Annotated in this window: 18 protein-coding genes; 3 read left to right on the top strand and 15 right to left on the bottom strand. The window is 70.1% G+C overall.

The features are described 5' to 3' along the window. Positions 1 to 20 precede the first annotated feature (20 nt). Both AC0IY0_RS00200 and AC0IY0_RS00195 read right to left on the bottom strand, forming a co-directional pair. Positions 21 to 905: an SGNH/GDSL hydrolase family protein gene (locus AC0IY0_RS00200; protein ID WP_471762762.1), complete on the bottom strand. Its 885-nt coding sequence runs from the start codon at positions 903 to 905 to the stop codon at positions 21 to 23. After that, positions 866 to 1,963, bottom strand: coding sequence for an OpgC family protein (locus tag AC0IY0_RS00195; RefSeq protein ID WP_147907457.1), 1,098 nt, complete (start codon positions 1,961 to 1,963; stop codon positions 866 to 868). Before AC0IY0_RS00195 ends, AC0IY0_RS00200 begins: the two co-directional genes overlap by 40 nt. Positions 1,964 to 2,123: 160 nt before the next feature. Between AC0IY0_RS00195 and AC0IY0_RS00190 the strand changes: the two genes are divergently transcribed. After that, positions 2,124 to 2,390, top strand: a complete 267-nt coding sequence (locus AC0IY0_RS00190) for a hypothetical protein (protein ID WP_147907458.1) — start codon at positions 2,124 to 2,126, stop codon at positions 2,388 to 2,390. A 59-nt stretch (positions 2,391 to 2,449) separates the two neighbouring features. Here the strand turns inward: AC0IY0_RS00190 and rfbA are convergent, their stop codons facing one another. The 4 genes from rfbA to rfbC form a co-directional block, all read right to left on the bottom strand. After that, a complete protein-coding gene (gene rfbA / locus AC0IY0_RS00185) occupies positions 2,450 to 3,340 on the bottom strand; it encodes a glucose-1-phosphate thymidylyltransferase RfbA (protein ID WP_419830321.1) in 891 nt (296 codons plus the stop codon). Then, positions 3,337 to 4,242, bottom strand: coding sequence for a dTDP-4-dehydrorhamnose reductase (rfbD, locus tag AC0IY0_RS00180; protein WP_471762761.1), 906 nt, complete (start codon positions 4,240 to 4,242; stop codon positions 3,337 to 3,339). Before rfbD ends, rfbA begins: the two co-directional genes overlap by 4 nt. Beyond that, the gene (rfbB, locus tag AC0IY0_RS00175; RefSeq protein WP_471762760.1) at positions 4,242 to 5,291 is read right to left on the bottom strand and encodes a dTDP-glucose 4,6-dehydratase; all 1,050 of its coding nucleotides are present in this window, start codon (positions 5,289 to 5,291) and stop codon (positions 4,242 to 4,244) included. Before rfbB ends, rfbD begins: the two co-directional genes overlap by 1 nt. Before the next feature lie 109 nt (positions 5,292 to 5,400). After that, positions 5,401 to 5,952: a dTDP-4-dehydrorhamnose 3,5-epimerase gene (gene rfbC / locus AC0IY0_RS00170; protein ID WP_471762759.1), complete on the bottom strand. Its 552-nt coding sequence runs from the start codon at positions 5,950 to 5,952 to the stop codon at positions 5,401 to 5,403. Positions 5,953 to 6,218: 266 nt separating this feature from the next. On the opposite strand from rfbC, the gene AC0IY0_RS00165 reads away from it, so the two are divergent. After that, on the top strand, positions 6,219 to 7,124 hold the full coding sequence (locus AC0IY0_RS00165; protein WP_471762757.1) for a DUF6925 family protein: 906 nt from the start codon (positions 6,219 to 6,221) through the stop codon (positions 7,122 to 7,124). A gap of 154 nt (positions 7,125 to 7,278) precedes the next feature. On the opposite strand, the gene AC0IY0_RS00160 is transcribed toward AC0IY0_RS00165, so the two are convergent. The 5 genes from AC0IY0_RS00160 to miaA all read right to left on the bottom strand — a co-directional run bounded on the left by AC0IY0_RS00160 (position 7,279) and on the right by miaA (position 15,282). Beyond that, positions 7,279 to 10,842, bottom strand: a complete 3,564-nt coding sequence (locus tag AC0IY0_RS00160) for a tubulin-like doman-containing protein (RefSeq protein ID WP_471762756.1) — start codon at positions 10,840 to 10,842, stop codon at positions 7,279 to 7,281. 4 nt (positions 10,843 to 10,846) lie between these two features. Next, positions 10,847 to 11,335, bottom strand: a complete 489-nt coding sequence (locus AC0IY0_RS00155; RefSeq protein ID WP_147939376.1) for a hypothetical protein — start codon at positions 11,333 to 11,335, stop codon at positions 10,847 to 10,849. Continuing rightward, positions 11,332 to 12,900 carry a hypothetical protein gene (locus tag AC0IY0_RS00150; protein WP_471762755.1) on the bottom strand — a complete coding sequence of 523 codons (1,569 nt, stop codon included), beginning with the start codon at positions 12,898 to 12,900 and terminating at the stop codon, positions 11,332 to 11,334. Before AC0IY0_RS00150 ends, AC0IY0_RS00155 begins: the two co-directional genes overlap by 4 nt. Then, a complete protein-coding gene (locus tag AC0IY0_RS00145; protein ID WP_471762754.1) occupies positions 12,864 to 14,222 on the bottom strand; it encodes a hypothetical protein in 1,359 nt (452 codons plus the stop codon). Before AC0IY0_RS00145 ends, AC0IY0_RS00150 begins: the two co-directional genes overlap by 37 nt. Positions 14,223 to 14,379: 157 nt before the next feature. Continuing rightward, on the bottom strand, positions 14,380 to 15,282 hold the full coding sequence (gene miaA / locus AC0IY0_RS00140; RefSeq protein ID WP_471763013.1) for a tRNA (adenosine(37)-N6)-dimethylallyltransferase MiaA: 903 nt from the start codon (positions 15,280 to 15,282) through the stop codon (positions 14,380 to 14,382). 26 nt (positions 15,283 to 15,308) lie between these two features. Between miaA and serB the strand changes: the two genes are divergently transcribed. Then, complete coding sequence (gene serB, locus AC0IY0_RS00135) at positions 15,309 to 16,202, top strand: phosphoserine phosphatase SerB (protein WP_471762753.1); 894 nt, start codon at positions 15,309 to 15,311, stop codon at positions 16,200 to 16,202. 70 nt (positions 16,203 to 16,272) lie between these two features. Here serB and AC0IY0_RS00130 read toward each other — a convergent pair whose 3' ends face one another. The 4 genes from AC0IY0_RS00130 to hflK all read right to left on the bottom strand — a co-directional run bounded on the left by AC0IY0_RS00130 (position 16,273) and on the right by hflK (position 20,422). Next, complete coding sequence (locus AC0IY0_RS00130; RefSeq protein ID WP_471762752.1) at positions 16,273 to 16,437, bottom strand: hypothetical protein; 165 nt, start codon at positions 16,435 to 16,437, stop codon at positions 16,273 to 16,275. A gap of 183 nt (positions 16,438 to 16,620) precedes the next feature. After that, positions 16,621 to 18,171: a Do family serine endopeptidase gene (locus AC0IY0_RS00125; protein ID WP_187193716.1), complete on the bottom strand. Its 1,551-nt coding sequence runs from the start codon at positions 18,169 to 18,171 to the stop codon at positions 16,621 to 16,623. 107 nt (positions 18,172 to 18,278) lie between these two features. Continuing rightward, positions 18,279 to 19,232, bottom strand: coding sequence for a protease modulator HflC (gene hflC / locus AC0IY0_RS00120; RefSeq protein WP_147857461.1), 954 nt, complete (start codon positions 19,230 to 19,232; stop codon positions 18,279 to 18,281). Beyond that, positions 19,229 to 20,422 (bottom strand): FtsH protease activity modulator HflK, encoded by a 1,194-nt coding sequence (gene hflK / locus AC0IY0_RS00115; RefSeq protein WP_471762750.1) that lies wholly within the window; start codon positions 20,420 to 20,422, stop codon positions 19,229 to 19,231. Before hflK ends, hflC begins: the two co-directional genes overlap by 4 nt. Between the last annotated feature and the right edge of the window lie 17 nt (positions 20,423 to 20,439).

Below are 20,439 nucleotides of genomic sequence, written 5' to 3'. Positions count from 1 at the left end.
ACGGTCTCGGGATGAGGTGTCTAGCCCGGTGCGCCTTGCGGCTCGGTTAAGGGCGCGGGGCCAGGTGCGGTTGCCGGTTCCGGGGCGGCTTCGGTCCGGGCAAGCGAGGTGGCGATGGTCAACGCCACGTGCTCGGCCATGCAGCGCAGGCCGAGATCGTTCAGCCGGAACTGCCGGCCGAGCATGTGGCTCTCGCCCTTGTCGGTGCGGCTCGAGAGGTAGTGCAGGGCCTCGTAGCGCCGGACTAACGGCACCTGCTGCTGGTTCGCCACCGTACGGACCGCGTCGACAATCCGGTTGTAGTCGACATCCGCCGCCATGCTGGCGGTGTAGATTGGATCGACCAGAACCACGTCGATCCCGTGCGAGCGGATCCAGGTGACGGCCTCGCTCAGCGAACTGGCGAACGCGTCGGCATCGACCCGGGCGATGGCGTCGTGGGTGCCGACCTGCCAGACGACGAGGTCGGGCTCCGCCTCCGCCACCATGGTACGCAGGCGCTCGGAGGCGCCTGACGCGATCTCCCCCGGTAGGCCGCGGTGGTCGATGGTCACGTCGATCTTGGGCAAGGCCCGTTCCAGGGCGGCTTCGAGCTTGGCCGGATACGAGGCCGAGGCGCCCGGTGCTGAGCTGCCGCCGATCGCAAGGATCTTGAGGGCGCGATTCTCGCTCAGCGCGGTCCGGACCGCGCTGAGCTTGGCCATGGTGTAGAGCTGCGCGCCCGGCACCCGGCATTCCTGCGACAGGCTGGGCTGATCGCCCGGACCCGGATCGGCCGGTTGCTCCGCCGCTGCCGCCATCGGCGCCGCGAGACCAAGGATCAGGCCGGTCAGCACCCGGCGAATCCCGGAGACGCGCGTGCGCCTCACGGCCGGGGCCGGGACGACTTGCTGCGGGTGCGCCATTCGACGAACCATGCGGTGAACCCCAGACCCACCAGGCCGCTTCCGGCGACCAGCATATCGACCAGCACGCCTCCGCCGGTCTGGAAACGCACGAGCTGCCCGAACAGGCTCAGGATCGACCCCATCGAGAAGACCGCCAGGGAGTTCCGGCCCAGCTGACTCAGATAGCGCCCGACGACCCCGATTCGGGGAGCTAGAACTGCGTAAAGCGGCGCGAAGGCGAGCAATACCCCCAGGAAATGAAGAAGCCGCGCCGGTGTCAGGTAGGTTTTCTCGAACGTGAACAGCAGCCGCGGCTCGGGCACCATCAGCGGATCCGGCCGGAGACCGGTCACGGCGAGCACGACGCCCACGAGGACGATGGCAAAGCCGGCCGGGATCAGGCGCCGCGACCACCGGCGGAGGGTGTCTGAGCGCAGGCTCCAGCCCTGAAGCACGAACCCCAGCACTAGCAGCACCTGCCAGCAGAACGGATCGAAGAACCAATCGCCCTCCCCGGGCCAGGACGGCACGTTCCACTCGAACACGAGGCTCGCGAGGTAGACGCCCCCGGACAGCGCCAGCGTCGCCAGCAGGCTGAGGCGGCCGACCAGCACGAAGATCGGCGCGATGCCGATGAGCACCACGTAGAGCGGCAGGATGTTGAAGAACCCGAGCTGGTAGGTCATCAGCGCCATGCCGCAGACCGACTGGATCGGGTCCGCGAAGAACCCGCCGGCATTGTGCCATTCGAGGATCAGGGGGTTGTCGAGCAGCAGCGCCGCGCCGGCGATGAGCGCCAGCGCGAGCAGCATGACGGTGAGCTGCGCCCGGTAGACCTCCACGGTGCGGGCGAGCAGCCGCACCACGCTCTTGCCCGCGGCCTCCGGCTTGCCGTCGCGTCCGCGCGTGGCGATGCCGATCGACCAGCCCGCCAGGAACACGAACAGCTCGGCGGCGTCCGAGATGCCGTATTGCGAGAAGGTGTAGCGCTCGAAGGTGTTGCCCGGGACGTGGTTGATGAAAATCGTCACCAGGGCGAAGCCGCGCCAGAAGTCGATCGCGTTGGGGTCGCGCATCGTCGCGGCGGCTCCGGGGTTTCGGCACGGGATCGGGGGTCGGCGGCCCCTGATACGGCGCCGGACCGACTCTGCAAAGGCGAACAAAGGGTGAGTTCGCGGGTGCATGCGAACCGGGCGGTCACGCTCGCGTTAGGTCCGGGCAAGGAGACCCGTCACGATGACCCGCACGATCACGATCCTCGGCCTATCGGCCCTGCTGCCGGTGCTGGCCGCCTCGGCCGCCTCGGCACAGGCTCAGACCGGAACCGGCGGGGGACCGACCTCTACGATCACGGCGCCGCACACCTCGTCGGTCGGCCAGACGATGCCGCCCGCCTCCGGCGCGGGCGCCGCAACGGTCAACGACCGCCGCGACCGCACCCGCCAGCAGATCGAGGACGACAAAATCTCGCAGGGCATCTGCATCGGCTGTGCGCCGAAGTAGGTTTTTCCGCGCCTCACGGCGCTCCGGGGCCATCCGGCCCCGGAATCTTACGGCGCGCGTTACCGCAGAGCCAACTCGTCCTCGCTCTCGCGGGCGAGGCGGAGCAGGTTCTGGCCGTAATTGGTCTTGGCGAACATCTCGCCGCGGGCGATCAACTGTTCGCGGGTGATAAATTTCTGGAGGAAGGCAATTTCCTCCAGGCAAGCCACCTGGAGGCCCTGGCGGTTCTGCAGGGTGCGGACGAACTCGCTGGCTTCCAGCAGGCTGTCGTGCGTTCCGGTGTCGAGCCAGGCATAGCCGCGCGACATCCGCTCGACGTAGAGCTGACCGCGCTCGAGATAGGCCTCGTTGACGCTGGTGATCTCCAGCTCGCCCCGGGCCGACGGCTTCACGGCGGCGGCGATGTCGAGCACTTGGTTGTCGTAGAAGTACAGGCCGGTCACTGCCCAGGTGGATTCCGGATTCTGCGGCTTCTCGACGATCTTGGTCGGGCGCCCGGTCTTGTCGAGATTGACCACGCCGTAGGCCTGCGGATTGTCGACGTGGTAGGCGAACACCGTCGCGCCGTCCTTGCGTGACCGCGCTTGGTGCAGCAGCTCCCTCATGCCGGCGCCGAAGAACAGGTTGTCGCCAAGGATCAGCGCCACGTCGTCGGTGCCGACGAAGTCGCGTCCGATCACGAAGGCCTGGGCCAGGCCCTCTGGCCGCGGCTGCACCGCGTAGGTGAATTGCAGGCCGAACTGCTCGCCGGTGCCGAACAGGCGCTTGTAGTTGTCGAGGTGCTCCGGCGACGAGATGATCAGGATCTCGCGGATGCCGGCCAGCATCAGAACCGAGATCGGGTAGTAGATCATCGGCTTGTCGTAGACCGGCAGCAGCTGCTTGTTGATCGACAGCGTGGCCGGATGCAGGCGCGTGCCGGATCCGCCGGCCAGGACGATGCCCTTCATGGCTTGGAAGCTCCCTCTCGAACCGGCCCCACGAGCCGGTCCAGGATGTCGTCGAGCGCCGCCTGCCAGGGCCGCGGCGCGATGGCGTAGGCGTCCGTCAGGCTGTCGGTGGACAAGCGCGAATTGGCCGGCCGCCGGGCCGGTGTCGGATAGGCGGAGGTCGGGATGCCGGTGACCGGGATCGACCGGCCGCCGCGCCGGGCGGACCCTGCCACGATAGCCTCGGCGAAGCCGTGCCACGTGGTGGCGCCGGCATTCACATAATGGAACGTCCCGGTGGGCGCGTCCGAATCCTCGGCCAGGCGCCGGGCGATCGTCGCCAGGGCGGCGGCGAGGTCGGCCGCGGAGGTGGGGCAGCCGTGCTGGTCGTTGACCACCGTCAGGGCGTCGCGCTCGCCGGCGAGCCGCAGCATCGTCTTGACGAAGTTGCCACGGTGCGGACTCACCACCCAGGCGGTGCGCACGATCGCGTGGCGCGGGTTGGCACTGCGTACGGCGAGTTCGCCCGCGGCCTTGCTGGCGCCGTAGACGCTCTGCGGGTCGATCGGCGCGTCCGGCGCGTAGGTGCCGTCGGGTTTCGTCCCGGCGAAGACGTAGTCGGTCGAGACGTGAACGAGCGGGATTTTCTTCTGGGCCGTCGCGGCCGCCAGGATCGCCGGGGCGAGCGCGTTCAGGCGCCAGGCCTCGACCACGTCGGACTCGGCCTTGTCGACCGCGGTGTAGGCGGCGGCGTTGATCACCGCCCGGTAATCGCGCGCGGCCAGAGCGCCGGCGATTGCGCCCGAATCGGTGATGTCGAGCTCCGCCCGGGTCGGCGCGTGCACCGAAACGCCGTCCGGCCAAGCCAGGGCCTGCAGCTCGGTGCCGACCTGTCCGCCGCCGCCGAGAACCAGGATATCCATCAGCGGGTCAGCCCGAGGCGCTCGCCCGTGTAGCGGCCCTCGCGGATCGGGCGCCACCAGCTCTCGTTGTCGAGGTACCAGGCCACGGTCTCTTCCAACGCCCGCTCGAAGGTCTTCTGCGGCTTCCAGCCGAGTTCGGTCTCGGCCTTGGTGCAGTCGATGGCGTAGCGCCGGTCATGGCCCGGCCGGTCGGCGACGAAGCTGATCAGCTGCTCATGGGGGCCCTGCTCCGGCCGCAGCCGGTCGAACGCCGCGCAGAGCGCCTTCACCACCGCGAGGTTGTTGCGCACTGCCCGGCCGCCGAGCAGGTAGGTGTTGCCGATCCGGCCACGCTCCAGCACCGCGACCAGACCCTTGGCGTGGTCCTCGACATGGATCCAGTCGCGCTCGTTCAGGCCGTCGCCGTAGACCGGCAGCTTCTTGCCCTCGAGGGCGTTGAGGATCATCAGCGGGATCAGCTTCTCCGGGAAGTGCCGTGGCCCATAATTGTTCGAGCAGTTGGTCACCAGCACCGGCAGCCCGTAGGTCTCGTGCCAGGCGCGTGCCAGGTGATCGGACGCCGCCTTCGAGGCCGAGTAGGGCGAGCGTGGGTCGTAGCGGCTGTCCTCGGTGAAGAACGCGCCCGGGGGCAGTGAGCCGTAGACCTCGTCGGTGGAGACGTGGAGGAACCGGAAGGACGTTTTTTCGGCGTCCGGCAGGGCTTCGTAATAGCCCCGGGCGGCGTCCAGCATGGTCTGGGTGCCGATGACGTTGGTACGCACGAACGCGCCCGGATCGGTGATCGAGCGGTCGACATGGCTCTCGGCGGCCAGATGCATCACCGCCTGCGGCTTGAACTCGGTCATGGCGGCCTGCACGGCGGCGCGGTCGCAGATGTCGGCCTCGACCAGCCGGTGGCGCGGGTTGTCGGCGAGCGGCGCGAGGGAGATCGGATTGGCCGCGTAGGTCATCGCATCGAGGGTGCACACCTCGTGGCCGAGATCGTTGACGAGGTGCAGCACCAGCGCCGAGCCGATGAAGCCGCAGCCTCCGGTCACGAGAATGCGCATGGTGGGTCCCCTTCGGATCGTTCGCGTGCGGAAATGAGCTGCCGGGAGCTAAAGACCGCCCGGCGTGACGAAAATACGGCCCGACCGTGCGGCGGCCGGAAACGCGGGTTCAGAAAACCCGGCCGAGATCGGCGAGCCGGGGTGCGCGGCGGTCCTTGTCGGACAAGATCGCGGCCTCGCCCGCGACCGGCCACGGGATCCCGATCTCGGGATCGTCCCAGGCCAGCGCCCGGTCGTGCTCCGGGCTGTAATAGGCATCGACCTTGTAGGCGACCATGACGTCCGGGGTGAGGGTGCAGAAGCCGTGGGCGAAACCGTGCGGAATGTAGAGCTGCTCGCCGCTCTCGGCGTCCAGCGTCACGGCCACGTACTTGCCGAAGGTTGGCGATTCGCTGCGGATATCCACCGCGACGTCGAGGATCGCGCCCTGGAGCACCCGGATCAGCTTGGCCTGGGCCTGCGGGGCGATCTGGAAGTGCAGGCCGCGGATCGTGCCCTGCGGGGCCGAGAACGACTGGTTGTCCTGCAGGAACGGGGCGGTGATCCCGGCCCGGGCCATCGCGTCGGCACGGAACGTCTCGGAGAACCAGCCGCGCGCATCGCCGAAGCGCTTCGGCTTGATGCGCTTCACGTCCGGGATTTCGGTCTCGAACACGTCCATGCCAGCGCGCCCCTCACCGCCGATGCTGCCGGGCAGCCCCGCGGACCTCTCCGTTTCGGACGTCCCGGGCATCGCGCCGGCTGCGCCGAGATCAACCTCGATGATCGAAGCGCGACTTCCGGTCATTCGCCGGCCGTGTCAAGGCGTGTCGGTTGCGGGCCGCCGGCCGACCGGCGGTCTTCGCCGTTGTTTTCCAGGGTCAGTCTTGCCCGTAACGGGTTTGGCCAAAACGATCTGGCAAGAAAAAGCCGGTTCAAGGAGAGCCGATGCCCCCCGTCGCGGTTGAGTTCCTGCTGCGCGATCACCTTGCCGACCCGGCCTGCACCTGGAGCCTCGGTGCCTACGGGGCGGTGGCGGCCTTCGCGCGGGATCCGGCCGAGTCCGCCGCGTTCTGCGAGGGTGGCCGGATCGGGCTCGCGACGCCGCGGGGGGCGATCGCCCTCACCGCGAGTCCGGATCTGGTGCCGTTCGCCTACGAGACCGGCTTCACCGGCGGGTGGAGCCAAGCGGTCGCCCTGTGCCTGCCCGCTCAAGCCTGTGCCATGGGCCGCCGTGTCGTGCTGACGGAGCTCGGACCGGATGAGGCCGCGTCGCGGGTGCAGGATCGCGGGGCGATCCTGTTCGATCTCGGCCTCGGGCTCCGGGCGGTCGATGCCTGCGTGCGGGTGGCCGCTCCCGACCTGATCGACCGTCTGAGAGCCGCGTGCGGACGACCGATCCTCGCGCCCGGCACTGCGATCGGGGCCCTCCTGATGGAGGCGAGCCCGCATCGGGTTTTCTCGGCCCGCTTCGGCCGGGTCGAGGTCTATACGCCGATCCCGCCGGCCGGCGGCGCAAGCGCATCGGGGCCGCACACGCATATCCTGCCCCAGCTCCTGCGGCTCGGCCGGACGCACGCGGCCACCGCACCGATCCCGTCCGGTCTCGTGCCCTGCGCGGCGCTGCATCCGGCGCACCCGGCCAAGGACGCGACGGGCCGCCGGGCCGGCTTTGACGCCGCCCGCCATGCCGCGTTCGGAAGCCTGCTCAACGCCTGGGGCGACCCGGCGCTCACCGCGCTTCGGCGGACGGTGCTGGCCGGCGGCGAACCCGATCCCGTTTCGGCGAATAGCCGTTTCGCCCGATCGGCGATCCGGGCGGCGTGGGCGCAGGTTGTAGCGATGCGTAGCTGAGCGCCACGGCCCTCATTGCGGGTGCAGGAAAGCTACTTAAGGCCGCGCGCGATTTTAAGACGTGGCGCATCACTGAGTTGCTTGGCTGCGCGCGCAAGGTCCGTGTGGCCATGTCACTCCTTCGGCCAGCCACCCGCACAAATCGAAAGTCCTTTCAGCGGACCGGAGGTGGAGGCGGGGGCGGAGCCAGGAGCGGGGCGAGCGCCGGGTGGTCCCCGGCGGCGATCCAGGCGCCTCCCTGCGGGTGGATCTGGGTGGTAGCGCTCAGGGTGCCTGTGCGCGCCTGCGCGACGAGTTCGGCCAGCGGGAACGGGCCTTCGACCGTGTCTCGGTAGACGTAGAAGAGATTGATCGGCGGTGGCGGCGGGGCGGGCGCGGCCGGGCTCGCGAGGCGCAGCAGGGCCTCGGTCGTGAAGGCGGCCGGCTCGATCACCCGCTTGTCCACGGCCCGCAGGGCCGGCGGATCGGACGGGTCGCGGTTGGCCTCTTCGGCCGACACGTCGGAGAGGCTCCCCGAGATCGGTTTGGTCCAGTCCTCGACCCGGGCGAGCAGCGTGTCGAACAACCGGTCCGGATCCACCGGCAGGCCGCCGGCCTCAACGGCGGCCTGTCGCCAGCGTAGGGCAAGCGACGCCGCGACGGCATTGCCGACGCCGCCGACCCTGGCCTCGGCGTCGAAGTTCACTGTCTCCCGCCGCGGTGCGTAGGCCCGTTTGGCGGTCCAGGCGAACAGGGCCGCCATCGCGAGGTTCTGGACCGGAGACAGGGCCGCCTCGGCCTCGGCGAGCTGGGCCTCGATCGCTGCGCGCTGGACCCTGTCGAACAGCTTGCGCCTGAGGGTCCGCTCGGACCCGACGCTGCGCCAGTCGCCGGGCTCGAACGCGAAGCGCCACAGCCCCGTCTCCGGCGCCCGCTGGAGCAGGCCGAGGCAGACGGCGCGAAGGAACAGCGACAGGGTCTCGCGCAGGGCATCCGATTCTTCGGCCGAGGGGGCAACCGGGTCCGGGAAGCGAAGATAGTCCTTGTGATTGTGGAGCGGAATCGCGTCGAGGCGGTCCAGCTCCTGCGCGTAGGCGGTCCGCCAATCGCGGCGTAGGGGATTGAGCACGTCGAGCGGTACGCCCGACAGCTCGCAGTAGCAGACGATGCGGCCCCGCTGGCTCGATTCGAGAAAGCCGATCTCTCCGGCGCCCAGCACCGGCGGCAGGCTCGCCCGCAGGATCGGGCCGAATTCCGCCTGGAAGGCACGCGAGCCTTCCACCGCCAGGATCGTCTTGAACTGGTCGCCGCCCGGGCTGAAGGCGTCGAACCGCGCGTAGATCCACGGCATGCAGCGCAGCAGCATCAGCTCCAGCGTCTCGCGCTGCTTTGCGGGCGGCAATTCGCGCAGGGCGTCGAGCGCCGACGGGATGCGGGCGCGGTGCGGCCCGAGTCGGCGCCGGGCCATCTCGCGCACGGCGTTGAGCAGGTCGGCCCGGGGCTCCTCCTCGCGCAGCAGCGCGAAGATCGCGCGTGACCCGCCATAGGCGCGGAATGCCTCGCGGGCCCAGGCGAGCTGCTCGGCCGGGGCGACCGCGATCTTGTCCGGTAGGTCGCCGGAGGGCAGGACCAGGAAGGTACCGCCCGAGGGGCGCTCGATGGCGTTGCGGATCTCGGCGATGTCGAGGCGCAGCTCGCGCATCAGTCGACCCACATCCTCGTGGCCCTGGTTCAGGGCGCCGAGCAGGCCGTCGTAGCGGGCGGCGCCGGTCTCCGGGTCGCGCCCGGTCCGGGCGCCGAGGCTGGCCGAGACCCGGCGCAGCAGCTCGGCCCCCTCCCGGGCGGCCACGGCGCGGATGCGCAGGACGCAGGAGCCCCGCAGATCCTCCCGGGCCTGTTCCAGGTAGCGCTCGGCGTCGCGCCGGTGCGAGAAGATCAAGCCTGGGCGGACCTGATCGAGCCGGCTCAGCGAGGCGGAGAAGTGCTCGGCCAGCATCTCGTCGGCGAGGCGAGCGTAGGTGTCGGCGGCGGCGGTGAGCCGGGCGAGCGCGCCGCCATCGGCCTCGATCAGGTCCTTGACGCCCTCGATCAACGCCCGCGCGTAGTCGAGGCCGCCACGCTCCTGGTCGTCGAGGAGGCGATAGAACGCGGCCGGCAGAGCGCCGTCCCGGTCGGAGAGCCAGGCCGCCTCGAGCTTGGCGCGCACGTCCAGCACCTCGGCGCCGCGGGGACCGTAGGCGGCGCCCGAGCCGGTGCGGCCCAGGATGTCGTCGCGCAGGCGCTCGGCTGCCTTGCGCAGGTTCGGCGCCCAGTCCCTGGGGCTGGCGATCTCGGCCTTGATCGCGTCCACCGCCTCCTCGACGCCGAGCGCCACCGATTCCTGGATCGACGAGCCGTCCGCCCGCTGCAGCAGCGTGCCGACGAGGTCGTATTCGGGGATGCCGGGCGGCGCCGGCTGGAGCACCCTCGGAAACGCTTCGAAGGCGGAGAAGCGCAGGGCGAGCCGGTCGGCGGCGAAGCGGTCGCGCTCCTCCACGGTGGGGATGTTGCGCTCCGCCAGACGCTCCCCTTGCCCGCGGGCGACGCCGAAGAACGCCTCCACCATGCCGAGGCCCGCCCTGGCGGCGTGCTCCTCGAATTCGAGGCTGCCGCGGGTGGCGAGCACCGCCTGGCCCAGGGCCGAGTAGTTCAGCGAGAACAGGGCGGCACGGCTGGCGCGGTCCGGGCTCGGCGGCGCCCATTTGCGCATCTTGTGCTGGGTCTGGTTGACCCCGGTGGAGCGCTTGCGGCCGGAGAATTCGGAATTGCCGAAATCCTCGAACAGCACGTCCGCCATCATGTCGTAGAGGTCGCCGATCGCGCCTGTGCGCTGATCGGCGAGGTTCTGGGTGTCGAACAGGTAGACGTCACTGAACGGCCGCTCGACCGCCCGGGAGACCCGAGCGTGGTCGCCCCAGCTCTCGACATAGGGCGGCTCCGGATTGCCCCGCATGGCGTATTCGAGTTCGGACAGGGTGGCCACGCCGTTGGCGAAGACCCGGTCCTTGTTGGCCCCGACATAGCCCGAGGGCAGGACCAGGAAGAGGTCGACCGCGTCCGGGCGCTTGGGCGTCTCCAGCGAGGAAATCGCGTAGCCGGCATCGATCACCGCCCCCGAGCCGGTGCCGCCGGCAACCGACGCCACCACGACGACGCGCAGGTCGGTTGATGTGTCGAGGCCCAGCGCACGCAACTGCGCCTCGTTCGAGACGTTGGCGAGCACCGCGCCGGCCTTGGCGGTGAGCCGGCCGGTGAAATTGCGGACCTCGTCGAAGAACAGCAGCCGCGCGATGGCGCGGATCTGGCCCGCACCCTTCGAGGCGTCGATGCGCGACAGGTCCCGAGCGGGAAGCCAAGAATTGATGTGCGGATAGCTGCGCCGCTCGGCCTGGTAGCGAGCGAGGTTGACGGCCTTCTGCAGGGTCTCGCCCTCGCGGAACGCGACCTTGGCCGAGAGCGCGTCGGTGGCCGCCGCCCGGCCGGCCTCGCGGGCCTCCAGGGTGTCGGTGTCGAAATACAGGAAGGACGCCGCCGGAAACTGGTCGAGGGCGCTGATTCGCGTCCCGTTCCAGTCGGCCTGGAGGATCCGGCGACGCAGGCGCAGCAGCACCTCCATGCCGGTGCCGCCAAGCGCCACGAACACGGTCGGGCGGACCTTCAGAAGCGTTTCGGTCTCGGCGGCGGGCCGGGCATCAGCCATGGTCTCAGCGCCTCCGGTCGGGTGCGCGCAGGAACAGCACCAGGGCGGCGCCGAACAGCACGATGCAGAGCGCGAAGCCGGCCGCCAGCCCCGCCCAGGCCTGCCACAGCCGGCCGACCGTGGCGCTCACCAGGATCGACGCGGTGAGCATCAGCGCCGAGAACAGCATCCAGCTCGCGCCGTTGGCGGCGTCCAGCGTCGCGCGGCGGTTGATCAGGTGGGCGCGCACGCCCTGGCGGACGAACAGGAACAGCAGCGCCAGCACCACCACCGCGGCGGCGCCGAGCGCGAGTTCTGTGGTGGTCGGCCCCCGTTCGAGCCCGCTGAACGGGTTCGCCGCAGTGCTGGATTGGGCCGGCGGCGGCACGGTCTGGAGCGGATCGGCTTGCGGGGCCGGGTTCTGCGGGGCGGGAATGGTGAAATCCTGGCCCGTCCGGGCCTGGACGCGGACGATCCCGGATGGCCCAACGCCATCGCGATACAAAAACATCATGCGCCGGTTCCGGGCTCCTGGAGACGGGTTGCTCGGGCCGGCCCCCACAGGCCCGCCCGCACCTGCCAGCGGCTGCCGTCCGGGGCACGGACGGTCTGGGCCCGGTACGGCCTGAGGCTCACCCGCTTCTGGACGGTGCCGAGCGTCACGGTGTGCTGCCTTGCCCGGGTAGCGGCCACCGCCCCGAGGCCGGCAGCGGCAGCGAGTCCCAGGGCAGCCGCGGCGGCAGCGATGAGCGGCCAGGGCGAGAACGCCGCCTCGATTCGCACCGGCAGACTCACCGAGGCTTCCGAGACTCCGCGATAATCGCGGAACAGGCCGGGCAGCCGGCCCTCCACGGCGCTCGCATCCCCTACCGGCCCGCCCATCTGGTCTCCGGACAACAATCCGCTGCCGAAGATCGGCCGCACCCGTTCCAGGAAGGCCGGATCCAGCGCCAGGCGCAAGTCCGCCAGCCGCAAAGTCAGGGTGCCATCCACGGTGCGGCCGTCGGACACCAGACCGGCGAGGCCGACCGGACGCGGGATCGGCGGCAGGGTCAGGACCACCGCGAGCGGCCCGCTCTCGGCCTGGGGCGCCAGATCGGTGATGTCGGACGGCGAGACCGCTGCCTGGGCCAGCCCGGTCCCGGCCCCCTCTTCGTTCCAGCGCAGCGCCAGCCGGGCGGCCGCGACCCGCTGCGGATAGAGGCCGTTCCCCAGGTGGGCGGTGAGCCGCAGGACCGTCCCCGCCGCCGCGTCGGCCCCGCGCACTACCAGCACGCCGTTCTCCAGCCCAGCCTGCAACCCTCCGGCGTCGAGGCGGTCGAAGCGCAGCGTAAGGCCGCCGGCCAGCACCGGCTTCAAGCTCACCGGCGGATGATTGAACAGGGCCTTCAGTCCGGGTGTGGCCAAGGCGGCCTCGAGTGCCCGGCCCCCGGCCGCGCCGTAGCCGATGCCGTAGATGACGAAGCCGCCCTCCGAGAAGTTGCGACCCTTCAGGGGCATCCGAACCGGGTAGGCGACGATCCGGCTGATCGCGTCGGACCCGCGCAGCGCCGCGTAGAAGGCGGCGGTGTTGCGCTCGACCTCGGCGCTGTTGCCCGGGGAGTTCTTGTTGTTGGTGACCATCCAGATCACCCCGTCCCGGCCGCGCAGGCCGATGCGGATCGCGCCGAGCAGCGCGCCGTTGAAGTCGGCATCGGCATAGGCGCCGCCACCGGCCTTGCGCGGCAGGTCGATCGCCGCGACAGCAGCCCGGACCCGGGCGGAATCGTAGGCCCCCTCATACAGGATCCGCGGCGAGGGCCGGCCAGGCACCTGTCCGTCCTGGTCGAAGGTCGCCACCGCCACGTCGGCCCCCGGGCCCCGGGCCGCGGATGCCACAAGGGCTTCGACGAGGGGTCGGAACTGAGAGCCCTCGGCGGTCAGGAACGGCTCCATCCAACCGGAATCCTGCACCAGGAAGACCTGCCGCACCGGCGCATCGGCCAGGGCGCGTCCACCGAGCAAGAGAGCGAGCATCAGCAAGGCCCGCAGGGGCGCCCGGCTCATGATGCGCGCAGCCGCAGGGCGTGGCAGCGGCATTCCGACCGGCTCCACAGGTAGAGCATGCCATCGTGCAGCAGCGCCCGCGCATCGCCGATCCGCGACACCGTCAGACCCACCGGCAGCCGGCGCAGGCCGGCCCCGTGGGCGTGGTGGAGCACGTGCCCGGTCACGGGCGCCGGTAGGCTCTCGCCGCGCAAGAAGCCCCCGCGCGGGCCGGGAATGTCGAGGGCGAGCAGGATCGTGTCGCGGGTCATCGCCAGCCGCGGCACCAGCAAGTTGCCGGCATGGGCGCCAAGGTTGAGCGTTTCCTCGGAGGCCTGCCAGGGCACATCGAACCGCTCCGCGCCGGCATAGGTGCAAGGTCCCGCCGCGAGATGCGGCCCGTCGAGACCGTGGAGACCTGGATCCGGTGCCAGGGCGGCGACGTGGTAGCGGCCCGCGACCATGCCGAGTTGATGGTGCAAATCGGCCCGGTCGCGCCAGGGTGCTTGGGCGACCACCGGCGCGAAGCCGTCCGGCCAGGGCGTGACCCGGGTGTCGTCATCGAGCGTCCGGCAGGCGACAAACCCATCCGGACCCGTCCAGAACGAATCGCCGAGCCGGTTCATCCAGGGGCCAGCGAAGTCCGCATCCGGCGCGGGGGCGTCGAGGTCGTGCAGTACGAGGACGTTCGATGCGGCCGCCATGCGGCACAGAACGAGACGTCCATGCCGCTCGCCCAGGGCGAGGATGTCCCCGCCCCGCCAGCACGGCGCGGATCGGAAGCGCAGGCCCGGCATCCGGGCCTCGGCATGGTCGGAGTGGGGCCCGAGCTGCGGCAGTCGCACGCCGACCAGCGCATCGGCGGTGGCATAGGCGATACCCCGGCGGCCCGCCGTCAGGCCCGACCCCACCGGTGCCGGGGGCAGCCGTCCGAGGCCGACGAACCTGCTTCCGTCCCAGCCCTCGAACGCGCCCAGGTTCTCCTGAAACAGGTAGAGCGCGGCCGGATGCCCGGCCCGGATCAGAAGGGGTACGCCGCTCGGCAGCGGCACCTCAAAGACGCTCTCAGCCGCGACGTCGAGGATCTCCGGGGCCGGCACCGGAACCGGCGGCCCCAGGGCCGCGCCGGTCCCGGGAGCGTACGCGAACGCGGCCGGGAACGGCCAACCCTCCCCATCCCGGCGGATGCCGAGATGGGCGATCCGGGCGTCCCCGGCGGCGAGTGTGACCCCCGCGACCTCGGCCGCCACCGGCCGGCCGCCCGTGAAGCGCCAGAGCTGGCGACCGGGGAGGCTCGTGAGACGCGGGTCCGGATCGATCGGCCAGACGCTCTCCGGTGCGGTACGGGCGAGCGGCGATGGGTCGTCCAAGCTCACAGGCACCGGTCCATGGATGGGAAAGCGACGGGATCGTTCCCGATTTTTCGCGGGATGGGAAGGGCGTGCGGGAAAGGCGCGTGCATGTCACTGATCGAGGACGGATCCCCGGACATCCGAGCCCGTCAGGACGCGGGAGCGCAGCGCATCGTATTCGTCACAGTTCAGCTGCCGTATCCGGGTCCAGCCAGCGCCATCCAGTCCCCATCTGGTGACGGAACCATGTGACCTGCCGCTTGGCGTAGGCCCGCGTGTCGGCCTGGCCCCGGGCGATCGCGGCCTCAAGATCCAATGCCCCGTCGAGATGGGCGATCAGTCCCGGCACACCGTGAGCGCGCATCACCGGAAGCATGGGATCGAGCTTGCGGGCGCGCAGGCGAGAAACCTCGTCCAGGGCTCCTTCGGCGACCATCGTGCGGAAGCGGGCGTCGATACGGGTGCGCAGGACCGTGCGGTCAGGCGCCAGAAAAAGCCTCTCGAGGCTTTGGCCGGCCAGCGGCCCAGGCACGGGGTCGCCGTAAAAACTGGCGATTGGGCGGCCGGTGGCCAAAAAGATCTCCAGGGCACGCATCACCCGCATCCGGTCGCTCGGGCGCAGGCGCATCGCGCCGTCGGGGTCATGACGGGCGAGATCGGCGTGCAGGGCCTCGGTCGGGCGGCCCTCGGCCTCGCTGCGCACCTGCATGCGTACCGCCTCCGGCACCGGTGGCAACTCCGAAAACCCCTGTTCCAGGGCCCGGAAATACAGGCCGGTGCCGCCGACGAAGATCGGCAGCCGGCCGTCGAGCGTCGCCAGGAGGGCGGCGGCATCCCGGGAGAACTGCCCCGCCGAGTAGTTCACGGCCCCGTCGACATGGCCGTAGAGCCGGTGGGGCACCCGCGCCTCCTCGTCGGGGGCGGGTCGGGCGGTGAGCCGGCGCAGGTCGCCGTAGACCTGCATGGAATCGGTGTTGATCACAACGCCGCCGTGGCGCTGCGCCAGCCGGGCGGCCAGCGCTGACTTGCCCGACGCGGTAGGCCCTGCGATGAGGATCGCCGCCGGGCGCCCCCCGGCCTCCATCCGGTCTGGCAAGGCGAAACTCCACGATGCTGGTCGCGGTCCTGATAGCAAACCCGGCTCGGCCGTCCATCACCGACGCGGTGCTGGCTGAGGCGCGCGCCGTGCTCGGGACGGAGCATCCGCCGCGGATCCTGCACGGAGATGTCGCCGCCGAGATCCTGGTGCCGGGCGATCCCACCGACGCCGGTGCCCTCACGGAGCGGCTGCGGATCGCGCTCTCCGGCGAGCCGATCGACCTCGCCGTGCTGCCGGCCGATGCGCATCGGCGCAAGCGCCTGTTCCTGGCCGACATGGATTCGACCATGATCGAGCAGGAATGCATCGACGAGCTCGCCGGAACGCTGGGCCTCAAGGATCATGTCGCGGCGATCACCGAGCGGGCGATGCGGGGCGAGATCGCGTTCGAGCCGGCTTTGCGCGAGCGCGTGGCGCTCCTGAAGAACATCCCGGTCGCCGCGGTGGACGGGCTGATCACCGAGCAACTCAGCCTTACCCCGGGCGGGACGACGCTGGTGCGTACGATGCGCGCGCACGGTGCCCGGACCTGCCTGGTCTCGGGGGGCTTCACCCTGTTCACCGGGCCGATCGCCAAGATGATCGGGTTCGAGGAGCACCGGGCCAACGTGCTCGGCGTCGCGGACGAGCGGCTCACCGGGGTGGTGGTGGATCCGATCGTCGGCAAGGCCGAGAAGCGCGCGGCGCTCATCGAGCTGCGCGATGGCCTCGGGCTCAGCCCCGCCGAGACCCTGGCGGTCGGTGACGGCGCCAACGACCTCGACATGCTGGACGAGGCCGGCCTCGGTGTGGCCTTCCGGGCCAAGCCTGCGGTCGCGGCCGCCGCCCGGGTCCGGATCGAGCACGGCGACCTCACCGCGCTGCTGTACCTACAGGGCTTCGCGGCGGCCGAGTTCGTGGTTTGACGGGTTCGTGAATGCGGATGCCGTCGAGCATGACGATGGCACCCGGCCGGGCTTGGCCCTGAAGGCCTGTCTAACCCAAAATCCGGCGCACCATCTCGCTCTTTGCGGAAGTGACTGCGCCTTCGGTCGTACCGATGTCTGACTTTATCTTGAGGCTGAGAGCCTCGATGCCGGCCTGAACGTCGCGGATGTCGCTTTTGGTGATGAGCTTTTCATCGACCCGCGCATCCGCCAAGCCCTTGGCCTACTCGAGTGGCCCCTTCGCTTCTCGCGCAGTGCGCAGGCTAACGCGACCTGGGACCGAGCGGGAAAGCGCCGCGGAGTGAGTCTCCATGAGCCATTGAGCCTAGCCGCAAAAATGAAGGCCGCCGCATCCTTCCGGAGCGACGGCCTTCAAGCTCACTCGGTCAGATCTGGCTTACTCGAGCCCGATCGCCACGAAGCGCACATCGCCGGTGGCGCTCGCAACCAACAGCAGGACGGACTTGCGGCCGTCTTTCTTCAAGGCGTCGACCCGCTTGGACACCTCGGCGGGCGTGCTGACCGCCTCCTGGCCGACCTCGACGATGACTTCGCCGGGCTGGATACGCTTGTCGGCGGCCGTCGAGTTCGGATCGACGCGCGTGACGACCACGCCCTTCACGGTGTCCTTGATGGAGTACTTCTTGCGCAGCTCGTCGGTGATGCCGGAGAGGTTCAGCCCCAGAGCCTGACGGGTCGTGCTCTCGGCTTCGGGCTGGCGCAGGTTGGCGAGCTGCGGCTTGTCGGTGTCCTCGAGCCGGCCGAGCGTGACCGGCTTGGTCAGCTCCTCGCCCTTGCGGACCACGACCACGTCGACCTTTTGCCCCACGGGCGTCGACGCGACGATCCGGGGCAGGTCGGCCGACGCCTTCACCGGGGCGCCGTTGAACTTCAGGATGACGTCGCCGACGTCGATTCCAGCGGTCTTGGCCGGACCCTTCTCGTCGACGCCGGCCACCAGGGCGCCACGCGCGCCGCCCTTCAGGTTGAGCGCCTCCGCGGTGGCGTCGTCGACATTCTGGATGCGAACGCCGAGCCAGCCGCGGCGGACCTCGCCGAAGTCGCGCAACTGGTCGATCACGGGCTTGGCCGTATCCGACGGCACCGCGAAGCCAATGCCCACCGAGCCGCCGGTGGGCGACAGGATCGCCGTGTTGATGCCGATCACCTCGCCGTCCATGTTGAACAGCGGGCCGCCGGAATTGCCCTTGTTGATGGCCGCGTCAGTCTGAATGTAGTTGTCGTAGGGACCGGACTCGATGTTCCGGCCGCGCGCCGAGACGATGCCGGCCGAGACCGAGCCGCCGAGGCCGAACGGGTTGCCGATGGCGATTACCCAGTCGCCCGGGCGCATCGTGTCGGACTTGCCGAACGGGACTGCCTTCAGCGGGCGCTCGGCAGTAGGCTTCACCCGCAGCACCGCCAGGTCGATCTTCGAGTCCTTGCCGATGATCTCGGCCTTCAGCTTGGTGCCGTCGTGCAGGATCACCTGGATGTCGTTGGCGTCGCCGATGACGTGATTGTTGGTCACCACGATGCCGGACGTGTCGATGATGAAGCCGGAGCCAAGGGAGTTCGACTTGCGCTGCTGGCGCGGCGAGTCGTTGTCGCCCCGCTCGCCACCCTTGTCACCGCCCTTGCCGCCGCGGCGGTTGAAGAACTCCTCGAACAGGTCCTCGAAGGGCGTGCCCGGCGGCAGCTGCGGCATGGTGCGGCTGCTGCGCGCATCGACCGTGGTAGAGGCGGAGATGTTGACCACCGCGTCGGTGACCTGATCGGCAAGGTCGGCCAGCGAGGCCGGGCCCTTGGCGAAGGCCGTGACCGGAAGGGACGCCGTCGCGAACGAGGCGCCGACCAGGATCGCCGCCATGAACGAGCGGGTGCGGGAACGGGGCTGCGCCTGCGCGCGGCCGAAGGACGCCCGGGGGGCGCTCACGACGGGGTGCATGGTCGACCTCTTCAAGAACGCGTTTCCGGTTTCGCGGGCCGCCGACCGGAATCGGCCGCCCGCGCATTTTCTTGAATCGTAGTCTGCTGGCGCCGGGGCGCCAGCGGTCAGCGCGTCGCGCCCGTCGAAGCGGTCGGGTCCGTGGGCCCGCGCGGTGTGCGCGGCGCCGAAGCCGTCGCCCGGCCCTGCGGGTCGCTGAAGTAGCGGAAGAAGTCCGAGCTGGGGCTGATCACCAGTCGCGTGTCGGAGCCCTTCAGCCCGGTCTCGTAGGCCTGCATCGAGCGGTAGAAGCTGAAGAAGTCCGGGTCCTTGCCGAACGCCTCGGCGAGGATCCGGTTCTTGTCGGCGTCGCCCTGGCCGCGCAGCTGCTCGGACTTTTGCGTCGCTTCGGCGAGGATCACGGTGACCTCGCGGTCGGCCTTGGCCCGGATCGTGGCGGCGCTCTGGTCGCCGTTGGCGCGGATGTCGGCGGCCTCGCGCTCACGCTCGGTCTTCATCCGCTTGTAGACTGCAGCCGAGTTCTGCGCGGGCAGGTCCACCCGGGTCATGCGCAGGTCAACGATCTCGATGCCCAGCGCCTTGGCCTGCCGATTCACGTCCTCTTGGATCTGGTGCATCAGCTGGCCGCGCTCGGTCTTGACGATGGCGTCGCGGGTCGAGCGAGCGAGCACGTTGCGCAGGCCGGAATTGGTGAAGCTGGCGAGCCGCTGGTTGGCGAGCCCGATATTGCCCACCGCCTGGTAGAAGCGCAGCGGATCCAGGATGCGGTAGCGCGCGAAGGCGTCCACCTCGAGGTTCTGCCGGTCGGCGGTGAGCACCGTCTGCACCGGCAGGTCGAGGTCGAGCACGCGCTTGTCAAAGATCACGACGTTCTCGACGAACGGCACTTTGAAGTAGAGGCCGGGCTTTTCCTCGCCGGTGGCGTTGAGCACCGCGCGGACGCGGCCGAATTGCAGGACGAGGGCCTGCTGCATCTGGCCGACGGTGAAGATCGAGGCGTAGAGCCCGATCGCGACGATCGCCGCGATGGCGATCAGGCCGGTGCGGAGAGCCTGTTTCATCGGGCGGCTCCCGTGGCGGCCGGGGACTGGGCGCGGGCCCCGAACTCGGTGAGGGGCAGCACCGGCAGGACGCCTGCCGCGGCGCCCGAGCCCGGCTGTGCGCCGTTCTGGTCGATGATCACCTTGTTCACGGAGCCCAGGACCTTCTCCATCGTCTCCAGGAAGAGCCGCTCGCGGCTGATGGCCGGGGCGGCCTTGTAGGAGGCGTAAACCTCGCTGAAGCGCGCGGCCTGGCCGGTTGCGTCGGCCGTCGCCTTCGTCCGGTAGGCCTCGGCCTGCTGGAAGATCTGCGACGCCCGGCCCCTTGCCTGCGGCACTTCGCGGCTGGCGTAGGTCTTGGCTTCGTTTTGCGCCGTGTCGGCGTCCTGCTGCGCGGCGTTCACGTCGATGAAGGCCGGCCGGACTTCCGGCGGCGGGTTCACCGAGACGAGCTGCACCACTTCGATCCGCACCCCGGCGCCGTACTCGTCCAGCGCCTTCTGGACCATCTCCTTCACCTCCTGGGCGATGCTCGACTGCTCGTTGGTCAGGATCGCCTGGATGTTGCGGCGGCCGATCACCTCACGCATCGCGCTCTCGGAGATCGCCTTGATGGTGCCCTCGGGATTCTGGAGGTTGAACACGAAGTCGGAGGCCTTGAGCGGGTTGATCCGCCACTGCACCTCGAAGTCGAGATCGACGATATTCTCGTCGCCGGTGAGGATCAGGCTTTCGTCCGGCACGTCGCGGTTGCGGCCCTGGCTTCCGGGCCCGGCGCGGAAACCGATCTGGATCGAGTTCTGCGAACCGACATCCGGCTTGACCACGCCGCCGATCGGATAGGGGAAATTGTAGCGAAGGCCCTCGCCCTTGGTGCCGACGTAGCGGCCGAAGATCGTCTCGATGCCGACCTGGCGCGGGTAGACGGTGTAGAAGCCGGTGGCGAGCCAGACCGCAACCGCGAGCCCCGCGATCACCACGGCGCTGCGGCCGCCGCCGATTCCGCTCGGGCCTCCGCCGCCATAGCCGTTGTTGCTGTTGCCGCCGCCCGGGATCAGGCCGCGCAGGCGATCCTGCCCGCGCCGGAGCAGGTCCTCAAGGTTGGGCGGGGTCTTGCCGCCGCCGCCGTTACCCCACGGGCCGCCGCCGTTGCCGCCGGGCCGACCCCACGGGCCGCCGCCGCCACCGCCGCTCTGATTGCTCCAAAGCATCCTAGCCGTCGTCTCCT

The sequence above is a fragment of the Methylobacterium sp. AC315 genome, from assembly GCF_979253755.1.
Note: the sequence above shows the minus strand (reverse complement) of the source record. Positions and strands in the feature narration are given on the sequence as shown.